General features: G+C 67.0%; 18 protein-coding genes. 11 read left to right on the top strand and 7 right to left on the bottom strand.

All coding sequences use genetic code 11. From position 1 onward, the window contains the following. Positions 1-626: 626 nt before the first annotated feature. Positions 627-1,625 carry a ligase-associated DNA damage response exonuclease gene (locus NPJ82_RS01395; RefSeq protein ID WP_342658097.1) on the bottom strand — a complete coding sequence of 333 codons (999 nt, stop codon included), beginning with the start codon at positions 1,623-1,625 and terminating at the stop codon, positions 627-629. Between the two features lie 95 nt (positions 1,626-1,720). On the opposite strand from NPJ82_RS01395, the gene NPJ82_RS01390 reads away from it, so the two are divergent. From NPJ82_RS01390 to fliS, 10 genes are all read left to right on the top strand, one after another. Further along, positions 1,721-1,891: a hypothetical protein gene (locus NPJ82_RS01390; RefSeq protein WP_162527077.1), complete on the top strand. Its 171-nt coding sequence runs from the start codon at positions 1,721-1,723 to the stop codon at positions 1,889-1,891. A 68-nt stretch (positions 1,892-1,959) separates the two neighbouring features. Next, entirely contained in the window at positions 1,960-4,293 is a 2,334-nt protein-coding gene (locus NPJ82_RS01385) for a ligase-associated DNA damage response DEXH box helicase (protein WP_342659055.1), read from the top strand. 379 nt (positions 4,294-4,672) lie between these two features. Then, the gene (locus NPJ82_RS01380; RefSeq protein WP_342658096.1) at positions 4,673-5,623 is read left to right on the top strand and encodes a retropepsin-like aspartic protease; all 951 of its coding nucleotides are present in this window, start codon (positions 4,673-4,675) and stop codon (positions 5,621-5,623) included. An 82-nt stretch (positions 5,624-5,705) separates the two neighbouring features. Continuing rightward, the gene (locus tag NPJ82_RS01375; RefSeq protein WP_112383853.1) at positions 5,706-7,805 is read left to right on the top strand and encodes a bifunctional (p)ppGpp synthetase/guanosine-3',5'-bis(diphosphate) 3'-pyrophosphohydrolase; all 2,100 of its coding nucleotides are present in this window, start codon (positions 5,706-5,708) and stop codon (positions 7,803-7,805) included. Between the two features lie 283 nt (positions 7,806-8,088). Then, entirely contained in the window at positions 8,089-9,891 is a 1,803-nt protein-coding gene (locus NPJ82_RS01370) for a DUF885 family protein (RefSeq protein ID WP_342658095.1), read from the top strand. 211 nt (positions 9,892-10,102) lie between these two features. Beyond that, positions 10,103-10,372 (top strand): flagellar biosynthesis protein FliQ, encoded by a 270-nt coding sequence (gene fliQ / locus NPJ82_RS01365; protein ID WP_112383855.1) that lies wholly within the window; start codon positions 10,103-10,105, stop codon positions 10,370-10,372. Next, on the top strand, positions 10,372-11,145 hold the full coding sequence (gene fliR / locus NPJ82_RS01360; RefSeq protein ID WP_112383856.1) for a flagellar biosynthetic protein FliR: 774 nt from the start codon (positions 10,372-10,374) through the stop codon (positions 11,143-11,145). Before fliQ ends, fliR begins: the two co-directional genes overlap by 1 nt. A 1-nt stretch (position 11,146) precedes the next feature. Further along, positions 11,147-12,277: a flagellar type III secretion system protein FlhB gene (locus NPJ82_RS01355; RefSeq protein ID WP_342658094.1), complete on the top strand. Its 1,131-nt coding sequence runs from the start codon at positions 11,147-11,149 to the stop codon at positions 12,275-12,277. Between the two features lie 63 nt (positions 12,278-12,340). Then, positions 12,341-13,846 carry a flagellar filament capping protein FliD gene (gene fliD, locus NPJ82_RS01350; protein WP_342658093.1) on the top strand — a complete coding sequence of 502 codons (1,506 nt, stop codon included), beginning with the start codon at positions 12,341-12,343 and terminating at the stop codon, positions 13,844-13,846. Next, a complete protein-coding gene (fliS, locus tag NPJ82_RS01345; protein ID WP_311732274.1) occupies positions 13,846-14,238 on the top strand; it encodes a flagellar export chaperone FliS in 393 nt (130 codons plus the stop codon). The genes fliD and fliS overlap by 1 nt, the downstream gene beginning before the upstream one ends. Before the next feature lie 12 nt (positions 14,239-14,250). Here fliS and NPJ82_RS01340 read toward each other — a convergent pair whose 3' ends face one another. The 5 genes from NPJ82_RS01340 to argH are packed head-to-tail and all read right to left on the bottom strand — an operon-like array spanning position 14,251 to position 18,836. After that, on the bottom strand, positions 14,251-15,207 hold the full coding sequence (locus NPJ82_RS01340) for a zinc transporter ZntB (protein WP_342658092.1): 957 nt from the start codon (positions 15,205-15,207) through the stop codon (positions 14,251-14,253). Continuing rightward, positions 15,204-15,977 (bottom strand): NAD(P)-dependent oxidoreductase, encoded by a 774-nt coding sequence (locus NPJ82_RS01335; RefSeq protein ID WP_342658091.1) that lies wholly within the window; start codon positions 15,975-15,977, stop codon positions 15,204-15,206. The genes NPJ82_RS01340 and NPJ82_RS01335 overlap by 4 nt, the downstream gene beginning before the upstream one ends. After that, the gene (gene lysA / locus NPJ82_RS01330) at positions 15,974-17,236 is read right to left on the bottom strand and encodes a diaminopimelate decarboxylase (protein ID WP_342658090.1); all 1,263 of its coding nucleotides are present in this window, start codon (positions 17,234-17,236) and stop codon (positions 15,974-15,976) included. The genes NPJ82_RS01335 and lysA overlap by 4 nt, the downstream gene beginning before the upstream one ends. After that, a complete protein-coding gene (locus NPJ82_RS01325) occupies positions 17,236-17,472 on the bottom strand; it encodes a hypothetical protein (protein ID WP_112383863.1) in 237 nt (78 codons plus the stop codon). Before NPJ82_RS01325 ends, lysA begins: the two co-directional genes overlap by 1 nt. Beyond that, entirely contained in the window at positions 17,469-18,836 is a 1,368-nt protein-coding gene (argH, locus tag NPJ82_RS01320; protein WP_342659054.1) for an argininosuccinate lyase, read from the bottom strand. The genes NPJ82_RS01325 and argH overlap by 4 nt, the downstream gene beginning before the upstream one ends. 16 nt (positions 18,837-18,852) lie before the next feature. On the opposite strand from argH, the gene NPJ82_RS01315 reads away from it, so the two are divergent. Continuing rightward, complete coding sequence (locus NPJ82_RS01315) at positions 18,853-19,437, top strand: TlpA disulfide reductase family protein (protein ID WP_342658089.1); 585 nt, start codon at positions 18,853-18,855, stop codon at positions 19,435-19,437. 31 nt (positions 19,438-19,468) lie between these two features. Here NPJ82_RS01315 and NPJ82_RS01310 read toward each other — a convergent pair whose 3' ends face one another. Beyond that, a complete protein-coding gene (locus tag NPJ82_RS01310) occupies positions 19,469-22,297 on the bottom strand; it encodes a TonB-dependent receptor (protein ID WP_342658088.1) in 2,829 nt (942 codons plus the stop codon). Positions 22,298-22,632: the final 335 nt, after the last annotated feature.

The following is a 22,632-nucleotide window of genomic DNA, read 5'->3' as shown; positions in this document are numbered from 1 at the left end:
TCCCGTAACGGTGATGACGCCGTCATCCTGATCGGCAGACGCATTCTCTTGATCCGAAACACCTTGCGACTGCTGCGGAACGAGTTGCGATGCTCCCCCTTCAATGCCAGCCGATGAGTTAACGCCCCCCGATCTACGGCATTTGCGATCGCCGGATCAGCAACGCCGCGTGCTGCCACAGGTGCCGCCATACCGATAACGCTGATACCTGCTCCGGCCAAGGTGATCGCACGGATGGCAACGCCCCGCCCCAACACCCGGCGCCGATAGATCTTATTTCCTATCATACTGATCCCCGTTTCGATAACTTATTGTGATTGCTTCAAATCACCGCTTGCTCACTTGGATTTTGCTTTGGGAGCAAGGGACAGTCATAGCTGCCAAGTTTCAAAACGATTTTAAACGAAATGATAGCGCGACTTATAGCAAACTGAATGTCGTGTATCTTTCAGGACACACTGCGTGCACGTGCTAGCTTTTTATAAGCATGATCATATTGCCACGATTATTTGATTAAGATCATGTTATTTTTGCATTTTATCTTGACTCATGCAGTCCTAACGACGGCTGCTAATCCAAATTGGAATGGTACGGCAGATTGAGAAAAAGGCCGGCGACGCCTTCACTCAATCATCCTCATCCTCAAACCCTACCAGCGCCAGCGCCCGGGCCTTGATCTGGCGGGTCATGCACCAATGAACCAACGCCTCCTCCCGACCATGGGTCACCCAGACTTCCTTTGGCGCGATCTCGGTCAGGGTGTCGGTCAGTTCGTCCCAGTCGGCGTGGTCGGACAGGATAAGGGGGAGCTCGATGTTCTTTTGCCGGGCGCGTTGGCGGATGCGCATCCAGCCGCTGGCCATGGCGGTGATGGGGTCGGGGAGGCGTCTGGACCAGCGGTCGTTGAGGGCGCCGGGGGGGCAGACGACGACGTGTCCGGCCATGGCCGCCTTGGGCGTGTCGGCGACCGGCAATAATTCGCCAAGATCAATGCCATGCTGCACATAGAGGTCGCACAGACGCGCCAGCGCGCCGTGGATGTAGATGGGCTGGCGGTGGCCGCGGGCGCGCAGTTCGGCGATCACGCGCTGTGCCTTGCCGAGCGCATAGGCGCCGACGACGACGCAGCGATCGGGGTTCGCGTGCAGCCGCGCGATCAGCTTGTCGATCTCGTCGCCGGTATCGGGATGGCGGAAGACGGGCAGCGCAAACGTCGCCTCGGTCACGAAGACGTCGCAGGACACCGGCTCGAACGGGGCGCAGGTGGGATCCAGGCGACGCTTGTAGTCGCCCGACACCACCACCCGTTCGCCACGATAGTCGAGCACGATCTGCGCCGATCCCAGCACATGACCGGCGGGCACATAGCCCACCTCCACCTCGCCCAGCCGGATCGCTTCGCCATAGGCGACCGGCATGCCGTTCTGCGGCCCGTAGCGACAGGCCATGATTGCCAGCGTTTCCGGCGTCGCCCACACCGTCTGGTGGCCGCCGCGCGCATGGTCGGCATGGCCATGCGTCACCAGCGCGCGCGGCACCGGTTCGGAGGGGTCCACCCATGCGTCCGCAGGCCGCACATAGATGCCGTGGGGGTGCGGTTCGATCCAATCGCCTAGCTTTGCCATGCACCGAATTACGCGTGGGCCACGGTTTCGGTGCCGTCACGGATCGAACATCGCCCCTATATCGTTGATCATGACAGCGATGAAGGAGAGTCCTGATGGAAGGTGGCCTTTGGGGCACGGTGGTGATCCTCGGTCCGATCCTGCTCGCCCTAGCGATCGGCTGGGCGATGCTGAAGAACCGCACGTCGAAAGCGAAGCTGCGCCAGACCGAACAGGCGACGCGCGACCTGTACGACCAGGGCACGACGGACCGAACCCGGCACTGACGCTTCCCGCGCCCTTGGCGCGCTGGTTCGAGAACCGCGGCTGGCGACCGCGTGCGCATCAGTTCGCCATGCTGGCACAGGCGCAGGCCGGGCGACACGCGCTGCTCGTCGCGACGACGGGCGCGGGCAAGACGCTGGCCGGTTTCCTGCCGACGCTGGTCGACCTGATCGATGCGCCGGCGCAAGGGCTCCACACCCTCTATGTCTCGCCGTTGAAGGCGCTGGCAGTGGACATCCAGCGCAACCTGCTGGGCCCCATCGAGGAGATGGGGGTGGATATCCGGGTGGAGACGCGCACCGGCGACACCCCGTCCGACCGCAAGGCGCGCCAGCGCACCAAGCCGCCACATATCCTGCTGACCACGCCCGAATCCCTGTCGCTGCTGCTCAGTTACCCGGACAGCGTGACCCTGTTCGCGGGGCTGAAGACCATCGTCGTGGACGAGGTCCATGCCTTTGCCACAGGCAAGCGTGGCGACCTGCTGGCGCTGGCGCTGGCGCGGCTCCAGCGGCTGGCGCCGGGTTTGCGGCGGGTCGCGCTGTCGGCGACGGTGGCGGACCCCGACGGCTACCGCGCCTGGCTGGCGCCCGATGGCAACATCGATGCGGTGTCGCTGGTCCAGGGCGAGGCGGGCGCACCGCCCGACATCTCGATCCTGTTGCCGCAGGACCGGGTGCCCTGGGCGGGGCATTCGGGCCGCTATGCCGCGGCACAGGTGATGCGCGAGATCGAGGCCCACCGTACCGCGATCATCTTCTGCAACACGCGCAGTCTGGCCGAACTGATCTTCCAGGACCTGTGGAAGGCGAACGACAAGGGCCTGCCGATCGGCGTCCATCATGGCAGCCTGGCGCTGGAGGCGCGGCGCAAGGTGGAATCGGCGATGGCGGCGGGCAAGCTGCGCGCGCTGGTCGCCACCTCCAGCCTCGACCTGGGGGTCGACTGGGGCGATGTCGACTGCGTAATCCAGATGGGCGCGCCCAAGGGGTCGTCGCGGCTGCTCCAGCGGATCGGGCGCGCCAACCACCGACTGGACGAATCGAGCGAGGCGATCCTCGTCCCCGGCAACCGCTTCGAATATCTGGAAGCGCGTGCCGCGCTCGATGCGGTGGAGGCGGGCGAGCTGGACCCGGACCTGTTCCGCCCCGGTGCGCTCGACGTGCTGGCGCAGCATGTGATGGCCTGCGCCTGCGCCGCGCCGTTCGATCAGGCCGCATTGCTGGACGAGATCCGCTCCGCCCTGCCCTATTCCGCATTGACCGACGACCTGTTCGACCGGGTGCTGGGGTTCATCCGCGATGGCGGCTACAGCTTACGCGCCTATGACCGGTTCAAGCGGCTGACCCAGCAGGCGGACGGGCTGTGGCGGGTCAGCCACCCGCAATTCATCGCGCAGCACCGGTTGAACGCCGGGATCATCGTGGAAGCGACGATGCTGAAGGTGCGCTTCCGCAACGGCCGCAATCTGGGCAAGGTGGAGGAAGGCTTCGCCGCCACGCTGGCGCCGGGCGACACCTTCTTCTTCGCCGGGCTCAGCCTGGAGGTGGAGACGATCGATACCGAGGACCTGATCGTCCGTGCGACCAGCCGCCCGGCGCGCATCCCCAGCTATGGCGGCAGCCGCATGCCGCTGTCGACCAGCCTTGCCGCACGGGTGCGCGACTTTCTGGCATCACCGGACGAATGGCACCGCTTTCCGGAGGATGTGCGCGACTGGCTGGCGATCCAGAGCCGCCGCTCGATGATGCCCGCCCCCGGCCAGTTGCTGGTCGAGACCTTCCCGCGCGAGGGGCGGCATTACATGGTCGCCTACAGCTTCGAGGGGTGGAATGCGCACCAGTCGCTGGGCATGCTCATCACCCGGCGAATGGAGGCACAGGGGCTGAAGCCGCTCGGCTTCGTCGCGAACGACTATGCGCTGGCGTGCTATGGGCTGGAAAGGATCACCGATCCTGCCAGCCTGTTCTCCTCCGACATTCTGGAACATGAGTTCGTCGACTGGGTGCAGCAGTCGCACCTGCTCAAACGCGCCTTTCGCGAGGTGGCGGTGATCGGCGGGCTGGTCGAGCGCCAGCATCCCGGCCGCCGCAAATCGGGGCGGCAGGTGACGTTTTCGACCGACCTGATCTACGACGTGCTGCGCAAATACGAGCCCAGCCACCTGCTGCTGCAGGCGGCATGGGACGATGCCCGCGCGCGGATGACCGATGTCGGCCGTCTCGCGCATCTGCTCGACCGCGCGGCGGGGACGATGCTGCACGTCGATCTGGAACGGGTCAGCCCGCTCGCGGTGCCGGTATTGGTGCTGATCGGGCGGGAGAAGGTGTCCACCACGGTCGGCGACGATGCTCTGCTGATCGAGGCGGAGGCGCTGGCGGCGGAGGCGATGCGGGTGGATTAGGATGGCGGGGAGTTTGGGTTGGATGACGTTGGGGTGATCCACCCGCCCCTCCGTTCGTCTCAAATAGTGGTCGAGTAGCGGCGCAGCCGCGTATCGAGAGACAGGTCGCTACGCGTGGCACTGTATCGGTCCGAACAGATGAAGGTGATGTGATCCTGCTTCAAGCCTTCCTTTGGAGCGGGAGAAGCTTGGATGTTGCGCTGCTTGGCGGCCCCTCACCCTCCCAGCGCTGGCGCGGCGGGCCCCTCCAGCATCAGGTCGTCCATGCCCCCGGCATGGACTAAACAGCGCGGGGCGCTGTTTACCTGATGCTCCCCAGAAGGGGAGAGGGGGTGCTGGCCACTTGGAAAAACCTTATGCTGCGCGCATGTTGCGCAGCATGACGCGTGCGATCGCCGCCTTTTTCCTGATGATCGCGGCCACTTCGGCGCCCGCCCAGCACGCGCCGCTGGTCATCCCGCCATCGACGCCGCCGCCGCTCCCCATCCCTGACGAGACGTTGCTGCAACTGGGCGCGGTGGAGCAGCGCATGACCGTGCCGGTGATGATTGGCGCGCGCGGCCCCTGGCATTTCGTCATCGATACGGGAGCGGAACGCACCGTGATCGCGCGCGAACTGGCGGGGGTGCTGGGGCTGACCGCCGGCCCTGGTGCACGCATCGTCGCGCTGACCGGCATCATGCCGGTGGAAACCGCGATCATCCCTGCGCTTCGGGTCAGCAGCCTGCCGCCGCGCGGGGTGGTCGCGCCCGCGCTGGCCGCGCAGCATATCGGGGCGCAGGGGCTGCTCGGCATCGATGCGTTGCAGGACCATGCGGTCACCATCGATTTCGATCGCGACCAGATGACGCTGATCCCCGCCCCGCGCCGCGCGCGAAAGGGGGCGGCGGACGAGATCGTCATCACCGCCCGGTCGCGGCTGGGGCAGTTGATCGTCACCGATGCCGCGTGGCGCGGTACCCGTATCGCGGTGGTGATCGACACCGGCACCCCCTACAGCATCGGCAACGGCGCGCTGCTGAACGCGATGACCCGGCGGCAACGGACCTTGCCCGCCGTCACGCTCACCTCGGTGACCGGCCAGTCGCTGGTCGCGCCGTCGCTGCTCGCCGACGATCTGGTGGTCGGCGGCATCCGCTTCGCAGGCGTGCCGATGGGCTTTGCCGACAGCGCGGCGTTCGACCGGCTGGGGCTGGGCGACAAGCCCGCGCTGCTGCTCGGCATGGACGTGCTGCGCCTGTTCCGGCGGGTGGCGATCGACTTTCCCAACCGCCAGATCCGCTTCCTCAACCACCGCACCGATCGCGGGCGGCCCGCCTGGCCCGGTTGAAGCGCCCCGTCACGTCGCCCCGATTACCCTGATCGCATCAAATATATTGCAAAGCAGCGCGCGGTGACGCCATCTATGGGGTGTGCTCCGCCAGTATGAACTCGTCGACCGCGTGCTCGACTACGATCCAGAGGCCGACGAGGCGCTGTTGAACCGCGCCTATGTCTTTTCCATGCAGGCGCATGGCAGCCAGAAACGGGCCTCCGGCGACCCGTATTTCAGCCATCCGATCGAGGTGGCGGGCATCCTGACCGACCTGCATCTGGACGATGTGACGATCGCCACCGCGATCCTGCACGACACGATCGAGGACACCGTCGCCACGCCCGAGGAGATCGAGCGGCTGTTCGGGCCCAATGTCGCGCGGCTGGTGGACGGCGTGACCAAGCTGTCCAAGATCGAGGCGCAGACCGAGAACGAGCGCGCGGCGGAAAACCTGCGCAAGTTCCTGCTCGCCATGTCGGACGACATCCGCGTGCTGCTGGTGAAGCTGGCCGACCGGCTGCACAATATGCGCACCCTCCATCACATCGCGAAGCCCGAGAAGCGCCGGCGCATCGCGAAAGAGACGATGGACATCTACGCCCCCCTCGCCGAGCGGATCGGCATGTACGAGTTCATGAAGGAGATGCAGACGCTCGCCTTCCAGCAGCTCGAACCCGAGGCGTATGAATCGATCTCCCGCCGGCTGGCGCAGATGAAGGAAGGTGGCGACGACCGGATCAACGGCATCGCACTGGACCTGAAGCTGCTGCTCTCGCGCGCCGGCGTGGAGGCGGAGGTGACGGGTCGCGAAAAGCATCCCTATTCGATCTTCCGCAAGATGTCCGAACGGCACATCAGTTTCGAGCAACTGTCGGACGTGATGGCCTTCCGCGCGATCGTGCCGACCGAGGAGGATTGCTACCGCACGCTCGGCATCATCCATCGCAGCTGGCCGATGGTGCCGGGGCGGTTCAAGGACTATATCTCGACGCCCAAGCGCAACGGCTATCGCTCGCTGCACACCAGCGTGATCCATGCCCGCGACGCACGCGTGGAAATCCAGATCCGCACTCCCGAAATGCATGCCGAGGCCGATTACGGGCTGGCCGCGCACTGGACCTACAAGCAGGCGACCCGCCACGACCAGCAGGTGAGCTGGATCCGCGATCTGGTCGAGATCCTCGACACCGCCGACAGCCCCGAGGAGCTGCTTGAACACACGCGCATGGCGATGTATCAGGATCGCATCTTCGCCTTCACGCCCAAGGGCGAGCTGATCCAGTTGCCCAAGGGGGCGACCCCGGTCGACTTCGCCTATGCCGTGCACACCACGCTGGGCGATCAGGCGGTGGGCGCCAAGATCAACGGCCGCGTCGTGCCCTTGTCGACGGTGATCGACAATGGCGACCAGGTGCAGATCCTGCGCTCCGCCGGACAGACGCCGCAGATCAACTGGCTGAACGTCGCGATCACCGGCAAGGCGCTGGCCGCGATCCGCCGCCATCTGCGCCAGGCGGAACGCGCCGAGCAGGTGACGCTGGGCACCAAGCTGTACGAGGATATTGTCGAGCGCCTGCCCGCGCAGATCGGCGCGGATGCGCTTCCCGAGGCGCTGAAGCGGCTGAAGATGTCGGACGAAGGCCAGTTGATGGTCGCCATCGCGCGCCGCACCATCTCGGACGCGGCGGTGATGGAGGCGCTGATGCCCGGATCGGCGGGCGCCGACGTCGCCGAACTGGCGCCGCAATCCAGCGCGATCTCGATCAAGGGGCTGACGCCGGGCGTCGCCTATGAACTCGCCGAATGCTGCCACCCGGTGCCCGGCGACCGCATCGTCGGCGTGCGCCGTCCCGATGCCGGGATCGAGGTGCATGCGATCCAGTGTCCGGTGCTCAGCGAGCTTGCCGACCGTTCGGACGACGAGACCGCCTGGGTCGACATATCCTGGGGCGACGAGACCGAGGGCGCCACCGCGCGCATCACGGTGATGGTGAAGAACGAGCCCGGTGCGCTGGGCGTGCTCGCCTCGGTCATCGGCGCACACAAGGCCAACATCATCAACCTGCGCCTCGACACCCGCGACGCACGCTTCCACACCAACATGATCGATGTCGAGGTGCACGACGTGCACCATCTGATGCGCCTGATGGCGGCGTTGCGGGCGACCGACGTGGTGGGCTCGGTGGAGCGGGTCTGATCTGTTCACGCGAAGCCGCGAAGATTTTTGTTCACGCGGAGACGCGGAGGCGCGGAGATGTGTCGCCGAGCCGCAGGCTCATTCTCTTGTCACGGGTAGCAGCTTGTCTCCCGGCCGAAAGGGCGTGTGCCGCCGATGAATCCCCTCCGCGTCTCCGCGTGAACTCCTTCTTCTTCGCGGCTTCGCGGCTTCGCGTGAACCACCCAACAATCGACCGACGAAGCTGGACGATGAAGACCCGAACCGGCTAGCCACCGGATAACAGGTTCAGGGAGACAAGCGCATGAATCGCCGCAATTTCATCGGCGCCACCACGGCCGCAAGCGCGTTTGCGCTGGCGCCGCGTGCCGTGGCGCAGGCCGCACCCGGCGACGCCCGGCTGACGGCGGCGTTCGACACCATCCTGGCGACGACGCTGCAGGAATCGCCCGAGCTTGCCACCTCGCTCGGCTTCGACAAGGGCGCCAATGCGGGGCTGAAGTCGAAGCTGGACGACAATTCGCTTGCCGGCCGCAAGCGCAGCCTGGCGCGCGCGCAGATGGCGGAGCGCGAGTTGCGCGCGATCCAGCCCGATACGCTGTCGCCGCAAGGCCGGATCGACCGCGACGTCGTGCTGTACTCGATCGAGCAGCAGCAGGTCGGCCCCGCCCGCTTCGACATCGACGCGCCCACCCAGCCCTATCGCATCACGCAGCAGCGCGGCGTGTATTTCGATCTGCCCGACTTTCTCGATTCGACGCACACGGTCGCCAATGCCGCCGATGCCGATGCCTATATCGCCCGGCTGGACCAGATGGGCACCGCGCTCGACAACGACACCGCGGTGCAGGCGGCGGAGGCGGAGCGCGGCCTTGTCGCGCCCGACTTCTCGCTCGATCTGGCGCTGGGCCAGATGATGAAGCTGCGTCAGCCTCAGCCCGCGGCCAACACGCTGGTCGATTCGATCCGCCGCCGCACCGCCGAGGCGAACATCGCGGGCGACCATGCCGCTGAGGCCGCCGAGATCGTCCGGGCCAAGGTCTACCCCGCGCTCGACCGCCAGATCGCGCTCGTCCGCAAGCTGCAGGCGGGTGCCCGCAAGGATGCCGGGCTGTGGGCGGTGCCGCAGGGCGAGGCGATCTACGCCGCCGCGCTGGCGGCGGCGACCACCACCACCCTGTCGCCCAGCGAAGTGCACCAGATGGGGCTGGAGCAGGTCGCCGACCTGACGAGCCAACTGGATGCGATCCTGAAGCAGCAGGGATTGACCAAGGGGTCGGTCGGCGCGCGCCTTGCCGCGCTCAATGCGACGCCGGCACAGCTTTATCCCGATACGCCCGCCGGCCGCACCACGCTGATCGCCGGGCTGAACGACAGCGTGCGCGCGATGCAGGCCAAGCTGCCGCAGGCCTTTACCAATGCGCCCGATGCGCCGCTGGAGATCAAGGCGGTGCCCGCCGCGATCCAGGACGGCGCGTCGAACGGCTATTACTACCGTGCGCCGCTGGATGGTTCGCGCCCGGCCATCTACTGGATCAACCTGAAGTCGGTTGCCGACTGGCCGAAATACACGCTGCCCTCGCTCACCTATCACGAAGGCGTGCCGGGCCATCACCTGCAAATCTCCACCGCGCAACGTGCCGACACGCATGTGCTGCGCAAGATCAGCTTCTTTGGCGCCTATCTGGAGGGCTGGGCGCTCTATGCCGAGCAGCTGGCGGACGAGCTGGGCGGCTATGCCGGGCCGATCGAGCGCGCCGGATACCTGCAATCCTTCCTGTTCCGCGCCGCACGGCTGGTCGCGGATACCGGCATCCACACCAAACGCTGGACGCGCGAGCAGGGGACGCAATATTTCGTCGACACGGTCGGCTTCGCCCGTCCCCGCTCGCAGCGCGAAATCGAGCGATACTGCACGATGCCGGGCCAGGCGTGCAGCTACAAGATCGGTCACGCAAGCTGGCTGCGCGCGCGGGCCAAGGCACAGGAGATCTTGGGCGACCGTTTCGACCTGAAGCAGTTCCACGACATTCTTGAGGCCGGTGCGGTGCCGCTGACCATGCTGGAACAACTGACCGAGGCGCGGGCACGGGCGTTGCGGGGGTGACGCGGTGCTCCCTCTCCCCTCCGGGGAGAGGGAAGGGGCCCGCTGCCGTCAGGCAGTGGGAAGGGTGAGGGGTAGACCAGCAGTGCTGCGCTGCTTGGCAGCCCCTCACCCTCCCACCGCTTGCGCGGCGGGCCCCTCCCTCTCCCCGAAGGGGCGAGGGAACATTGCATCCACCTAAAATTAACCCTGATTCTCTAGTGCCATCTCCACGATGGACGCCGATTATTTCCTGACGCTCGCCAACCAGACGATGTGGGTGCTGGCGCTTGCCGCGGCGCCCATCCTGTTGCCCGTGCTCGTCTCGGGCCTGATCATCGGCATGATCCAGGCGGCGACCTCGATCAACGAGGCGACCTTGTCCTTCGTCCCCAAGCTGATCGTCGTCGCCTTCGCCATCCTGATCTTCGGCGGACTGATCCTGGGGCTGCTCAGCGATTTCACCGTCAGCATGTTCGAGCGTATCCCGGACCTTGTGCGCTGATGCTCGGCTTCGGGCTCGCGATCGAGCCGCAGATCTGGGCGGTGCTGTTCGTGATGATCCGCGTCGGTGCCGCCTTCATCACCGCACCCGTGTTCGGCGCCGTGTCGGTGCCGCTGCCGGTGCGCGTCAGCCTGGCGGGCGCGATCGCCTTCCTGGTGCTGGCCACCCACCGCGTCGTGCCGCCGCCGGTGATCTTCTCGGTCACCACCATCCTGTCGGTCGCCGCCGAGGCCAGTGTCGGGCTGGCGCTGGGCCTGATCCTGCAGGTCGCGTTCGCCGCGCCGCTGGTCGCCAGCGAGCTGATCGGCGGATCGATGGGCATCGGCTTTGCCTCCACGATCGACCCGCTCAACGGCCGATCGTCCCAGGCGCTGGGCCAGTTCTTCACGGTCATGCTGACGCTGCTCTTCCTGTCGGTCGACGGGCATCTGGTGCTGGTCGACACGGTGGTCAAAAGCTATGACGCGCTGCCCCCCGGACGGGCGTGGATGACCGCGGCGCAGTTTCGCGAGATCGCCTTTTTCGGCGGCTATGCCTTTTTCGCCGGGCTGTTGCTGGCGCTGCCGGTCGGCTTCCTGCTGCTCTGCCTGAACCTCGTCGTCGGCATGATGAGCCGCGCCGCGCCCGCCTTGAACCTGTTCGCGGTCGGCCTGCCGGCGGCTCTTGCGGTCGGCGTCATCGCGCTCGCCATCGCCTTCCCCGCGATGGGCGATTACATGCTGGTCATCATCCGCGAGGCGCTGGCCGCCGCGGAAAATCTGGTGCTGCGCTGACATGTCCGAGGAGGGTGGCGACAAGACAGAAGCCCCGACACCCAAGCGGCGCAAGAAAGCCGCGGAGGATGGCCAAATCCTGCGCAGCCGCGATCTCGGGGCTGCGCTTGTCGTTCTCGCCGGTGTCGCATGGATGCTGTTCTTCGGGCCGTCGCTGATCGCGGCCTGCCGCGCGGTGATGGCGGCCAGCTTCACCTTCTCCAACGCCGATGTGGAGGATTTCGAGCCTTTCCGCCCGCTGGTCCAGGCTGGCTGGCGCCTCGCGCCTGCGCTTGGCTCGCTGTTCGCGATCACCATGCTCGCCGCGATCCTGTCCCAGGCGGGGCTCGGCTCGCTGACCTTCAACACCAAGATGCTGGCGCCCAAACCATCCAAGCTGAACCCGGCAACCGGGTTGAAGCGCATCCTGGGCCCGCAGGGCTGGATCGAGCTGGGCAAGTCGCTGTTCAAGGTCGTGCTGCTCGGCGCGATCGGCGGCTATATGCTGTGGAAGTCGACGCGCGCGACGCTGGGGCTGGCGCAGTCCAACCTGCCGACGGCGCTGAACGAGCTGGGCGACACCTTCATGGGCATCCTGCTGGTCATGGCGCTGGGCCTCGTCCTGATCGCGGGCTTCGACATCCCGATCCAAATCTTCCAGCTTTTCAAGAAGCTGAAGATGTCCAAGCAGGAGGTGAAGGACGAGCACAAGGAAACCGAGGGCTCGCCCGAGGCCAAGGCGCACATGCGCGCCAAGCAGCGCGAAATGTCCCGTCGCAGCGTGCGCAGCGCGGTGGCGGAGGCGCATGTCATCCTGACCAACCCGACGCATTTTGCGGTCGCGCTGCGCTATGACCGGGGCCGCGATCAGGTGCCCGTCGTCGTCGCCAAGGGGCGCGGGGTCAGCGCGCTGGCGATCCGCGACGTGGCGGGCGAGCTGAAGATCCCGATCCTGGAATATCCGCAGCTTGCCCGTGCCGTCTATTACACCAGCCGCGAGAACCAGGAGGTGCGCGGCGACCTGTACCAGGCGATCGCGGTCGTCCTCGCCTTCGTCTTCAACCTCAACGCCCGCGCCGGCGGCACCGCGCAGCCGCCGATCGACGTGCCGACCAGCGCCCGCTTCGACGAAAACGGCATTCCCCAACCCTGATTTCGCTAAAGCCCGGCCCTTACCGGCCGTTTACCCTTTGGAATGCGCGCCGGAGCCTGAGCCATGTCCACCGTCACCAGCACGACGACGCCGACCACGGCGGCAACCACGACCAAGACGGCGGCGCAGTCGGCCACCTCCAAGGCCGCGCAGTCGCTGTTCACCTCGCTCAACACCGGGTCCGGCGTCGATCTCAGCACGCTGGTGCCCGGCCTGGTCGAGGCGCAGTTCGCCGCGCGCACCGCTGCGCTGAAGGCGAAATCGGAAACACTGACCACGCAGATCTCGGCGGTCGCCAAGCTGAAGAGCGGCATCACCGACTTCAACTCTGCGCTGAAGTCGCTGACCGAGGGCGGCACGCTGGCGACCCAGCCAAGCAGTTCCAACAGCGCGGTGCTGACCGCCAGCGGAACACCGGGCGCGAAACTGGCCGGCCTGTCCAAGTCGATCACAGTGAATGCGCTGGCCACCGCACAGACCGCCGCCACCACCACGCCGCTGTCGAAGACCGCCGCCATCGGCACCGGTACGCTGACCATCACGCTGGGCACCGCGACCTACAGCGCCGATGGCAAGGCGATGACCGGCTTTGCCCCCGGCGCGGCCACGCCGATCGATATCACCATCGATGCCGAAAACGCGACGATCGACAAGATCGCGGCCAAGATCAATGCTGCCAATGCCGGCGTCACCGCCTCGGTGGTCACCAATGCCGATGGCAGCGCCTATCTGGCGATGAAGGGCAAGACCGGCGCGGCGCAGGCCTTTACGGTCAGCGGCACCGGGGGCCTGTCGGCACTGAATGTCGGCACCAGCGCCACGGGCACGCGGCTGTCCGGCGTCGCTGCCAATGCGAAACTGACGGTCGACGGGATCGATGTCGAACGCGCGAGCAACACGGTGGACGATCTGGTCGACGGCGTGAAGCTGACGCTGGTATCGGCGTCCACGACGCCGGTCACGCTGGGGGCGGCGCTGCCCACCACCGCGCTGACCTCGGTCGTGTCCGACTTCGTCAGCACCGTCAATTCGATGATGACCGACGTGAAGGCGGCGACGGACCCGATCACCGGCGACCTGCGCAGCGATTCCGCGGCCAAGGCGCTGCAACGCTCGCTGCAGTCGATCACCTTGACCAAGGTCGTGCCGGGGAGCTTCACCGACGGCACGCCGACCACGCTGGCGGAGATCGGCGTCACCACCAACGAGAAGACCGGCGCGCTCCAGGTCGATGCCAAGCGCCTGTCCGAAGTGCTGGCCAAATATCCGGATGCGGTGGAGGCGATGTTCGCGCCCAGCGGCAGCAACCTGATGGGTCTGTCCGCGCAGCTCGGCAAGATCCAGCTCGCCGCCAGCAGCACCACCTATGGCCTGGATGCGAGCACCAAGCGCTTGAACGAAGCGCAAAGCGACACCACGCAGGCGCAGGACAAGCTGACCGACCAGCGTGAAACCACGACCACCCGCATGACCGCCCAGTTCGCCAGCATGAACAGCAAGGTCAGCGCCTACAAGTCGGTCCAGAGCTTCATGGACCAGCAGATCAAGATGTGGACCAAGGATAGCTGATGTACGCATCGGCCCTCGCCGCCGATCCGGCGGCCACCTATCGCCAGATCGACATTGTCGGCCGCTCCACCATGGCGGACGGGCCGGCGCTGGTGCAGCTTCTCTACGAGGAACTGATCGCGGCGCTGCGCACCGCCGCCTGGGCGACCGAGAACCGCCAGCTGGCGCGCAAGAGCGAGCGCGTGACGCGCGCCACTGCGATCCTGTTCGCGCTGGAAAACGGCCTGGACTTCGATCAGGGCGGCGACCTGTCGGTCACGCTGGCGCGGCTTTATGCCGGCGCGCGCAAGCAGATCGTCGATGCCTCGCTGGGACAGGATCCGCAGCCGTTCCGCGACGTCGCCACCAGCATGGCGGAGATCGCCGAGGCCTGGCGCTCCATCCGCGGGTGATCGGCTCGGCGCCTAGCGCTCGAACCAGTGGCGCTGGACGAAGTAGATGACGATCCCCGCCGCGATCACCGCGCACCCGCCCAGGATCGCGTCGAACGCCCAGGGCGCCTTCGCATAGGGGAGGCCTTCGACGTTCATGCCGTACAGGCCGGTGATGAAGGTCAGCGGCAGGAAGACCATCGCGACGATCGCGATGATCAGCGAGCGGCTGTCGATCTGTTCGGCGCGCAGGTCGCTCAACCATTCGTGCAGCAGGGCGGCGCGCTCGCGGATCGCGTCCAGTTCCTCGGCCATGCGCGCCGCGCGGTCCGCGGCGCCGGCGAGATGCAGGCGGTCGTCATCGTCCAGCCAGTCGCCGGGTAGCGACGCCAGCTTCTCCAGCGCCGCACGCTGCGGGCTGAGGAAGCGCTTGTAGCCGATCGCGGTGCTGCGCACCCGGCTGACCGTGCGGCGCAGGGCAAAGATCTGCGTGGCGTCCAGCTGTTCCTCGCACGCGTCCAGCTCGTCGCCGAGATTGGCGACATCGGGGTCGAGATCCTGCGTGATCGCGGTGGCGAAGCTGGTGATGAGGTCGCCAGGGTCGCGGATCGTACCGGCCTTTACCGCTTCCTCCACCGCCCCCACCGCGATCAGCGGCTTGCGCGTGACGGAGAAGACATGCCCCTTCACCGCCCAGATCCGCACCGAGGCGAGCAGGTCGGAGGTGTCGAGTTCCTCGCGACTGCGCCCACGCAGGTTGACGAAGGCACCCTGGCCCACCGCCTCGCAGCGCGGGCGCGTCTCGGTCGCGGTCAGCGCGTCGACGACATAATCGGACAGCGCGGCGGTCTCGCGCAGCCAGCCTTGCGCCTGCTCGTCGGTGGTTTCCAGATGGATCCAGACAAGGCCCCCGTCGTGGCCGCCCAGCGCCCGGTCGACCGGCACCGGCGCTGCACGGTCGCCGGTGATGTGGTAGGCGAACCCCGTCACGCCCCTGGCGCCATCGTCAGATCGACGGTGATACCCGCCCCCGGATCGGCGGGCGCGGTGTCGCAGGCGACACGCTGCGCATCGGCACGCGCGCGGTCGAGGATCGCGGCGGGCACGTCCGCGCGGTGATACACGCAGTCGGCGGCGGCCAGCACCCGCGCCTGTGCCAGCGTCAGTGCGTCGGGATCGCGCGAGGCGAGGCAAAAGACGTGATGCCGGCTGACCCCGGCCGCCGGATCGGCCAGCCAGCGCGCGACATCGGGCGCCTCGCTCAGCGGATCGAGCGCACCGCCCGCCGCCAGCGCCGCGCCGATCGCCCGCCGCCGCGCCGCCCCATCGGGAAAGCGCGCGCGCAGCGCCGCGCGGCCCGCATGCAACCCCTGGGCCAGCGCGCCGAGCGTCGCGGGCAACAGCATCTCCAGCCGCTGGCGCAGTGCCGCAGCAAGGCCCGCGGAGACGCCGCCGGTGCCGATCGCGACGATCACCGCACCACGCTCGACGATCGCGGGCAGGGTGAAATCGCAGTGATCGGGCCGGTCGACCGCATTGACCAGCACGCCGCGCGCCTTCAACCGGCCGATCGCGGCAAGCGCCGCCGCCTCGTCCTCGATCGCGACGATCGCGAGCGCGGCGGCGGCGTCTTCCCCGACCACCACCGCGCCGGCGCGTTCCAGCAGCCGGCGCTTGGCCTCCGCCGGCTCGCCCTCGCCCAGCAGGATCACCGGGCGGCCTGCCAGCCGCACGAACAGCGGCAGGCTGTGCAGGTTCATTTTTGCAGCCAGTCCGGTACGCGCTCGGCCGACAGGATCGTCTCGGCGGCGATCCGGTCGGCGACCACGGCATAGCGTTCGCCCTCGACCAGCACCTCGGGCACCAGCGGACGGCTGTTATAGGTGGACGCCATCGTCGCGCCATAGGCACCGGCGGTGCGGAAGATGGCGAGATCGCCCGACACGACCTTGTCGATCTCGCGGTTCATCGCGAAGGTGTCGCCCGTCTCGCACACCGGCCCGGCGATGTTCGCGGTCATCTTCTCGCCGTTCGGCCTGACCGCGACGAAATCGTGATAGGCATCGTAGAGCGCCGGGCGGGCAAGGTCGTTCATCGCCGCATCGACGATGACATAAGGGTTCGCCACGCCGGGCTTCACCCACACCACCTCGGTGACCAGCACGCCGGCATTGCCCGCGATCACGCGGCCCGGCTCGAACATCAGCTCGACATCCCAGTCTTGCGTGACGCGCGCGACCATCGCGCCGTACGCGGCGGGCTCCGGCATCACGTCGCCGGGCTTGTAGGGAACGCCCAGGCCACCGCCCAGGTCGACTCGGCTGATGCCGTGCCCTGCGGCGCGCAGCTCCGCGACAAGCTCGCCGATGCGGGCATAGGCGGCCTCCAGCGGCGCCAGATCACCCAGCTGGCTGCCGATGTGGCAGGCGACGCCGCGCAGGTCGAGACCGGGCAGCCCCGCCAGCCGGTCGAACATGCCCGGCGCCTGGTCGATCGGCACGCCGAACTTGTTCTCCTTGCGGCCGGTGGAGATCTTGGCATGGGTGCCGGCATCGACGTCCGGGTTGACGCGGATCACCGCCGGCGCGGTCAGGCCGCGTTCGTGCGCCAGAGCCGCCAGGACGACGCCCTCCTCCTCCAGCTCCAGGTTGAACTGGCCGATCCCAGCTTCCAGCGCGGCGGCAAGCTCGGCGCGGGTCTTGCCGACGCCGGAGAACACGATGTCCTGCGGCTTCATGCCCGCGGCAAGGGCGCGGCGCATCTCGCCGACCGATACCACGTCCGCGCCGTATCCCTCGTCGGCCAGCACGCGCAGCACCGCGACATTGGGATTGGCCTTGATCGCATAGGCGAGGTGGACGCGGGGCAGCGCGCTCAACCCTTCGCGAAACACGCGCGCGTGCCGGCGGAAGGTGGAGGCGGAATAGACATAGACAGGCGTCCCCACCTCCGCGGCGATCTGCGCGATGGCGACGTCCTCGGCGAACATCTCGCCGTCGCGGTAGTGAAAATGGTCCATCAGCGGGGGGGCAAATCGAAATCGTCGGCGCGGCGCGCTTCCGAACTGTGGATAAGGGCGTCCGAGCGTTGCGGACGCTGCTGCGTGGTGGGCGTCAGCAACTGGCGCGGCGTCGGCGTGGCGGTGGCACCGCGCGGCGCGACGGGCAGCGACTCGCCGGGGGCGGGCTGCAACCGGTTGGCCGCGCCGCATCCGGCGAGTGCCAGCGCGGTGGCGAGGACGAGCAGGCGCTTCATCGCGGTTCTCCCCGCGCGGCAGCGATCGCCGCGCGCACATTGGCCGGTGCGGTGCCCCCGAAACTGGTGCGGCTGGCGACCGAGGCATCGACCGACAGCACCTCATACACGCCGGCATCGATCCGCGCATCGATCGCCTGCAGATCCGCCAGCGCCAGCGCGTCCAGCTTCAACCCCTTGTCCTCGGCCAGCTTCACCGCGCGACCGGTGACGTGATGCGCCTCGCGGAACGGCAGGCCGGCGACCCGGACCAGCCAGTCGGCCAGATCGGTCGCGGTGGAGAAACCCGCCTCCGCCACGCCGCGCATGCGATCGGTGCGGAAGGTCGCGCTTTCCACCATGCCGGTCATCGCCGCGATCGACAATGCCAGCAGGTCGTGCGCCTCGAACACGGGCGGCTTGTCGTCCTGCATGTCCTTCGAATAGGCGAGCGGCAGGCCCTTCATCGTCACCATCAGCGCGGTCATGCACCCCATGATGCGGCCCGCATGGCCGCGCACCAGCTCGGCCGCATCCGGATTGCGCTTTTGCGGCATGATCGAGCTGCCCGTCGACCATTGGTCGGAAAGCGCGACGAAGCCGAAGGGCTGCGACGCCCACAACACGAACTCCTCGGCCAGCCGCGACAGGTGGAGCGAGCAGTTGGTCGCCGCCTGGAGGTAATCGATCGCGAAATCCCGGTCGCTGACCGAATCGAGCGAATTGGCGGTCGGCCCGTCAAAGCCGAGCGCGGCCGCGGTCACGTGCCGGTCGATCGGAAAGCCGGTGCCGGCAAGTGCGGCGGCGCCCAGCGGGCACCTGTTCATCCGCGCCCGCGCATCGGCGAAGCGGCTGGCATCGCGCACGATCATCTCGTGATACGCCATCAGGTGATGGCCCAGCGTCACCGGCTGCGCGCTTTGCAGATGGGTGAAACCGGGCATCACGCTGGCCGCATGCTCCTCGGCCCGCACCAGCAGCACGGCCCGCAACCCGCCCAGCGCCGCCAGCGTCTGGTCGATCGCATCGCGCACCCACAGGCGGAAGTCGGTCGCGACCTGGTCGTTGCGCGACCGTGCGGTGTGCAGTCGCCCGGCGACCGGACCGATCAGGTCGGCCAGCTTCGCCTCGGTCTGCATATGGATGTCTTCGAGGGTCAGGTCCTCGGCGACGCCGTTCGCTTCGTAATCGGCGGCGACGCGGTGCAGCCCCTCGGTGATCGCGGCGGCATCCTCCGGCGTGACGATCCCCTGTTTGCCCAGCATCGCCACGTGCGCCAGCGAACCGTCCACGTCCTGCCGCCACAATCGCTTGTCGAAGGGGATGGAGGCGTTTATCTCGCGCATCACCGCGGCGGGCCCTTCGGCGAAGCGCCCGCCCCACATCGCATTGGAACCGCCCATGGTATCGCGTGCCGTGATCGCCTGTCTCCTCGGCTTCAGTATCGCGGCGTGCGATAGGCAAAGCGGAAGCGCGGAGCAAGCCGCCACCACCCCCACCGCCGACGAGGTGACCACCGCCGCGCCCGCGCCGGAGAACCGCCCCACCGGCACCGTCGACCGGAGCCACAAGGGCGAGGCCGCCCTTCCCGCCGCCTTCCAGACGCTGGACGGCAAGCCCGCCAGCCTGGCCGACTTCAAGGGCAAGCCGGTGCTGGTCAATCTGTGGGCGACCTGGTGCGCGCCCTGCGTCGCCGAGATGCCGACGCTGGATGCCGCCGCCGGGCGACTCGGCGCGGCCACGCCGGTGATCGCGGTGTCGCAGGACCTGGACGGCGCCGCCAAGGTGAAGCCGTTTCTGGCGGGCAAGAATTTCGCCAACCTGAAGATCTATACCGATCCCAAGCTGGCGCTCAGCACCGGATATGGCGCGAACCTGCCGACGACGATCCTGTACGGCGCGGATGGCCGCGAGATCTGGCGCGTCACCGGCGGCTTCGACTGGGCCGGGGCCGAGGCGCGCAAGCTGCTCGCCGAAGCGGCGTGAACGCCCCGCCCGCAGGGGCGGGGCGCCACCATCAGAACTCCGCCGTCAGCCCGACGAACACCGTGCGACCCACCGCGTCATAGACGCCCGGATAGGTGTTGCCGTTGTTGAAGTTGCCCAGCGCGCTCAGCGCCAGGATCGGCGGGTCCTTGTCGAACAGGTTGTTGACGCCCGCGCGGAAGACGATGCCATCCTGCACCTTGGCGGTCGCGGCCAGGTCGAAATAGGAATAGGCCTTGATCCGCGAATTGAACACCGGCTCGGTCGAATCAAGCGTGGTCCCGCCGATATAGCGCCAGTTGAGCGAGATCGAGCCGACCTGCTCCGCATCTGACCAGGTCAGGCGGGCCTGATGCTTCCATTCCGGTGTCGGCTGTCCGCAGGTCTGGCCGTTCTTGCCCTTGCAGTCATAGGACTCCAGTCCGGGCAGCGGCTCGGTGCGCAGCTCGTTCAGCCATGTGCCCTGCGCATCCAGGTTCAGCGCGCCCAGTGAGCCCAGCGGCTGTGCGAAGCTGAAGCCGATATCGATGCCCGAGGTCGCCAGCGATCCGGTATTCTGCGTGTTGCTGGCGATCGCGCCGACATCGCCGAAGATTACGCCGTTGCGCGGATCGCGGGTGATGAGCGCGCAGAAGAACGGGTTGGCATTCTCGAAACACTGCTCGGTGGTCAGCGCGGGCGCGACGATGCCGATATAGTCGCGCACCTTGATGTTGAAATAATCGACGGTCAGCGTCAGCCGCTTCAGGAAACCGGGGTTGACCACCACGCCCGCGGTATAGGTGTCCGCCGTTTCCGGCTTCAGCGCCAGATTGCCACCGGACAGGCCCGTGCAGAAGTCGGTCGGGCATTCCGACACCTGACCATAGAGCGCATCGGGCAGGCCGGTCAGGCGACACACGTCGCGCGAGGCGGTGGGGGTGGCGCCGGCGCAGCCGTCCTGCGCGATCACGTTGCCGCGGATCTGCGGCCCGAACAGTTCGGAGATGTTGGGCGCGCGGATCGCGCGGTTGTAGCTGCCTCGCAGGCGGATATCGCTGATCGGCGCCCAGGACACCTCGCCCTTGTAGGTCGATACCGCCTTGGACAGGTTGCTGTAGTTGGACAGGCGATAACCGCCGTTGATCACCAGTTCCTTGGCGAACGGCACGTCGGACAGGATCGGCACCTCGATTTCGGTGAACAGTTCGGTCACGTTGAACGCGCCTTGCGAGTTGAGCGTCCCCTTTTGCTGCGCCAGCGCATCGGCGGTGAAGCGCAGGCTCTCGCGACGATGCTCGATGCCCAGCACGAAGCCGACACCCTGCGACGACCAAGGCGAACGGATGCCATAAGTGCCGAGATCGGCGCTGATATTGGCGTTCAGCACCGTTTCCTTGTCGACCCCCTCGGTCGAGGTCGGCGCATAGATATAGCTGAACGCCGCGTCGCTGATCCCGTTGTAGCGGAACACGTCCAGCGGCACGCAGTTCGGGTCGGTGCCGTCGATCACCGACTTGCAGGTCGGCACGCCGTTCACGTTCACCACCTGAAGCCCGCGATTGGCGCGCGCCGGGTCGATGTCGTTCTGGTAGGTTTCGTTGAACAGCACCACCGAATGCAGCGCGTTCACGTCGTAGCGCAGCCCTTCGGCAATCTCGCCGCGCACCCCGCCGGTGAAGCGATAATCGGTATGGCGCAGATCGTCGCGCCGCGGCCGGGCGTTGCCCGCGACGGGGCGATAGCCGACGAACAGGTCCTGCGTCGCGGTGGAGCCGGGCGCCGCGCCGCACAGCAGGCCATATTGCTGCGCGCTGAGCAGCGGATTGTCGCAGTTCACGCGGTAGGTGAAGCCCTGGAACAACGCCGACGGCGCCACCTGCGAAAAGGTGTGGTCGTCCATGAACATCGCGCTGCCATAGACTTCGGCGTAATCGGTCACCTCATATTTGGCGAACGCACCCGCCGTGTAGCGCACGTCGGACCGCTGGAAATAGTTCAGCGGCGCATAATTGTAGAGGAAGGTCGGGCCATAGGGCACCCAGGTCTTGTTGCCGTCCTTGGTGTTGTTGAGCAACAGACCGCGGCCGGGGCCGGTCTGGGGATTGAACAGGCCGAATTCGTTGTTGCTGGAGCCGCCGCACGATACCGTGCTGCCCCGGTCGCCTGCGGCGTTGAGCGCGCAGGAGGATACGTCGCGCGTGCCTTGCGTGATCGGCTTGTAATCGCGGTAGCCGAAATAGGCGGTGACGTTGCCGCGCCCGTCGCCCATCTCCGCGCCGAACGCGATGTTGGCATCCAGCTTCTGCCCATCGGCGACATTGCGATTGGACAGGCGGAAGCCCGCCTGTCGCTGGATGCCGCGGATGAACTCGTTGTTGTTCTCGTGAACGGCCAATCCGTACTGCACGTCGGCGCGGATGCCGTTCAGATTGTCGCGCAGGATGAAGTTGACGACGCCCGAAATCGCGTCCGAGCCATACACCGCCGATGCGCCACCGGTAACGACGTCGACGCGCTGTACCAGGAAGGACGGCAGGAAGTTCAGGTCGTTGGCCTGCACCGGCAACAGACGCTGGCCGTTGACCAGCACTAGGTTGCGGGTGGAGCCCAGGTTGCGCAGATTGACGCGCGCGGTGCCGTCCGACCCGTTCGATCCGTTCTCGTTCGAATCCGGCGTCACCTGCGGCAGGCGGTTCAGCACGTTCTCGACCCCGACCGCACCCTGGTAGCGGATTTCGGCGGCATCGACGGAGGTCAGCGGGCTGTTGCTGGTCAGGTTCGGTCGCCGGATGCGCGTGCCCGTCACCACGATCGCCTCGCCGCTCTGCTGCTCGTCGGAGACGGTCGCCGCTTCGGGCGTGGATTGCGCCTCTTCCAAGCGGGGGCAGGCCGGATTGTTGGGGTCGGTCTTACATGCCTCGACCTGCGCATCTTGCGATGGGAGCGGGGCTGCCTCCTGTGCGCTGGCGCCACTAGGTAGCATTCCCATGGCGATAAATGCGATTGCCGACCCGCCAGCCCAAGACATCTTCTTACGCATCGATAGCCCCCTTGTTTTTATATTGCGAACATCCTCCGATAGAAACGACCTGTCAAATATATTATACGGTATTAGGGATGAGGACCGTTCAGCCGTCCCATCACGCCGGTGAAACGAAACCCTTCTCCGATCGCCGCGTTGCAGCATGAACTCGGCGCGAAAGACGTGCCTTG

The sequence above is a fragment of the Sphingomonas sp. NY01 genome (assembly GCF_038809135.1).
GTDB classification, from domain to species: domain Bacteria; phylum Pseudomonadota; class Alphaproteobacteria; order Sphingomonadales; family Sphingomonadaceae; genus Sphingomonas; species Sphingomonas carotinifaciens.
Note: the sequence above shows the minus strand (reverse complement) of the source record. Positions and strands in the feature narration are given on the sequence as shown.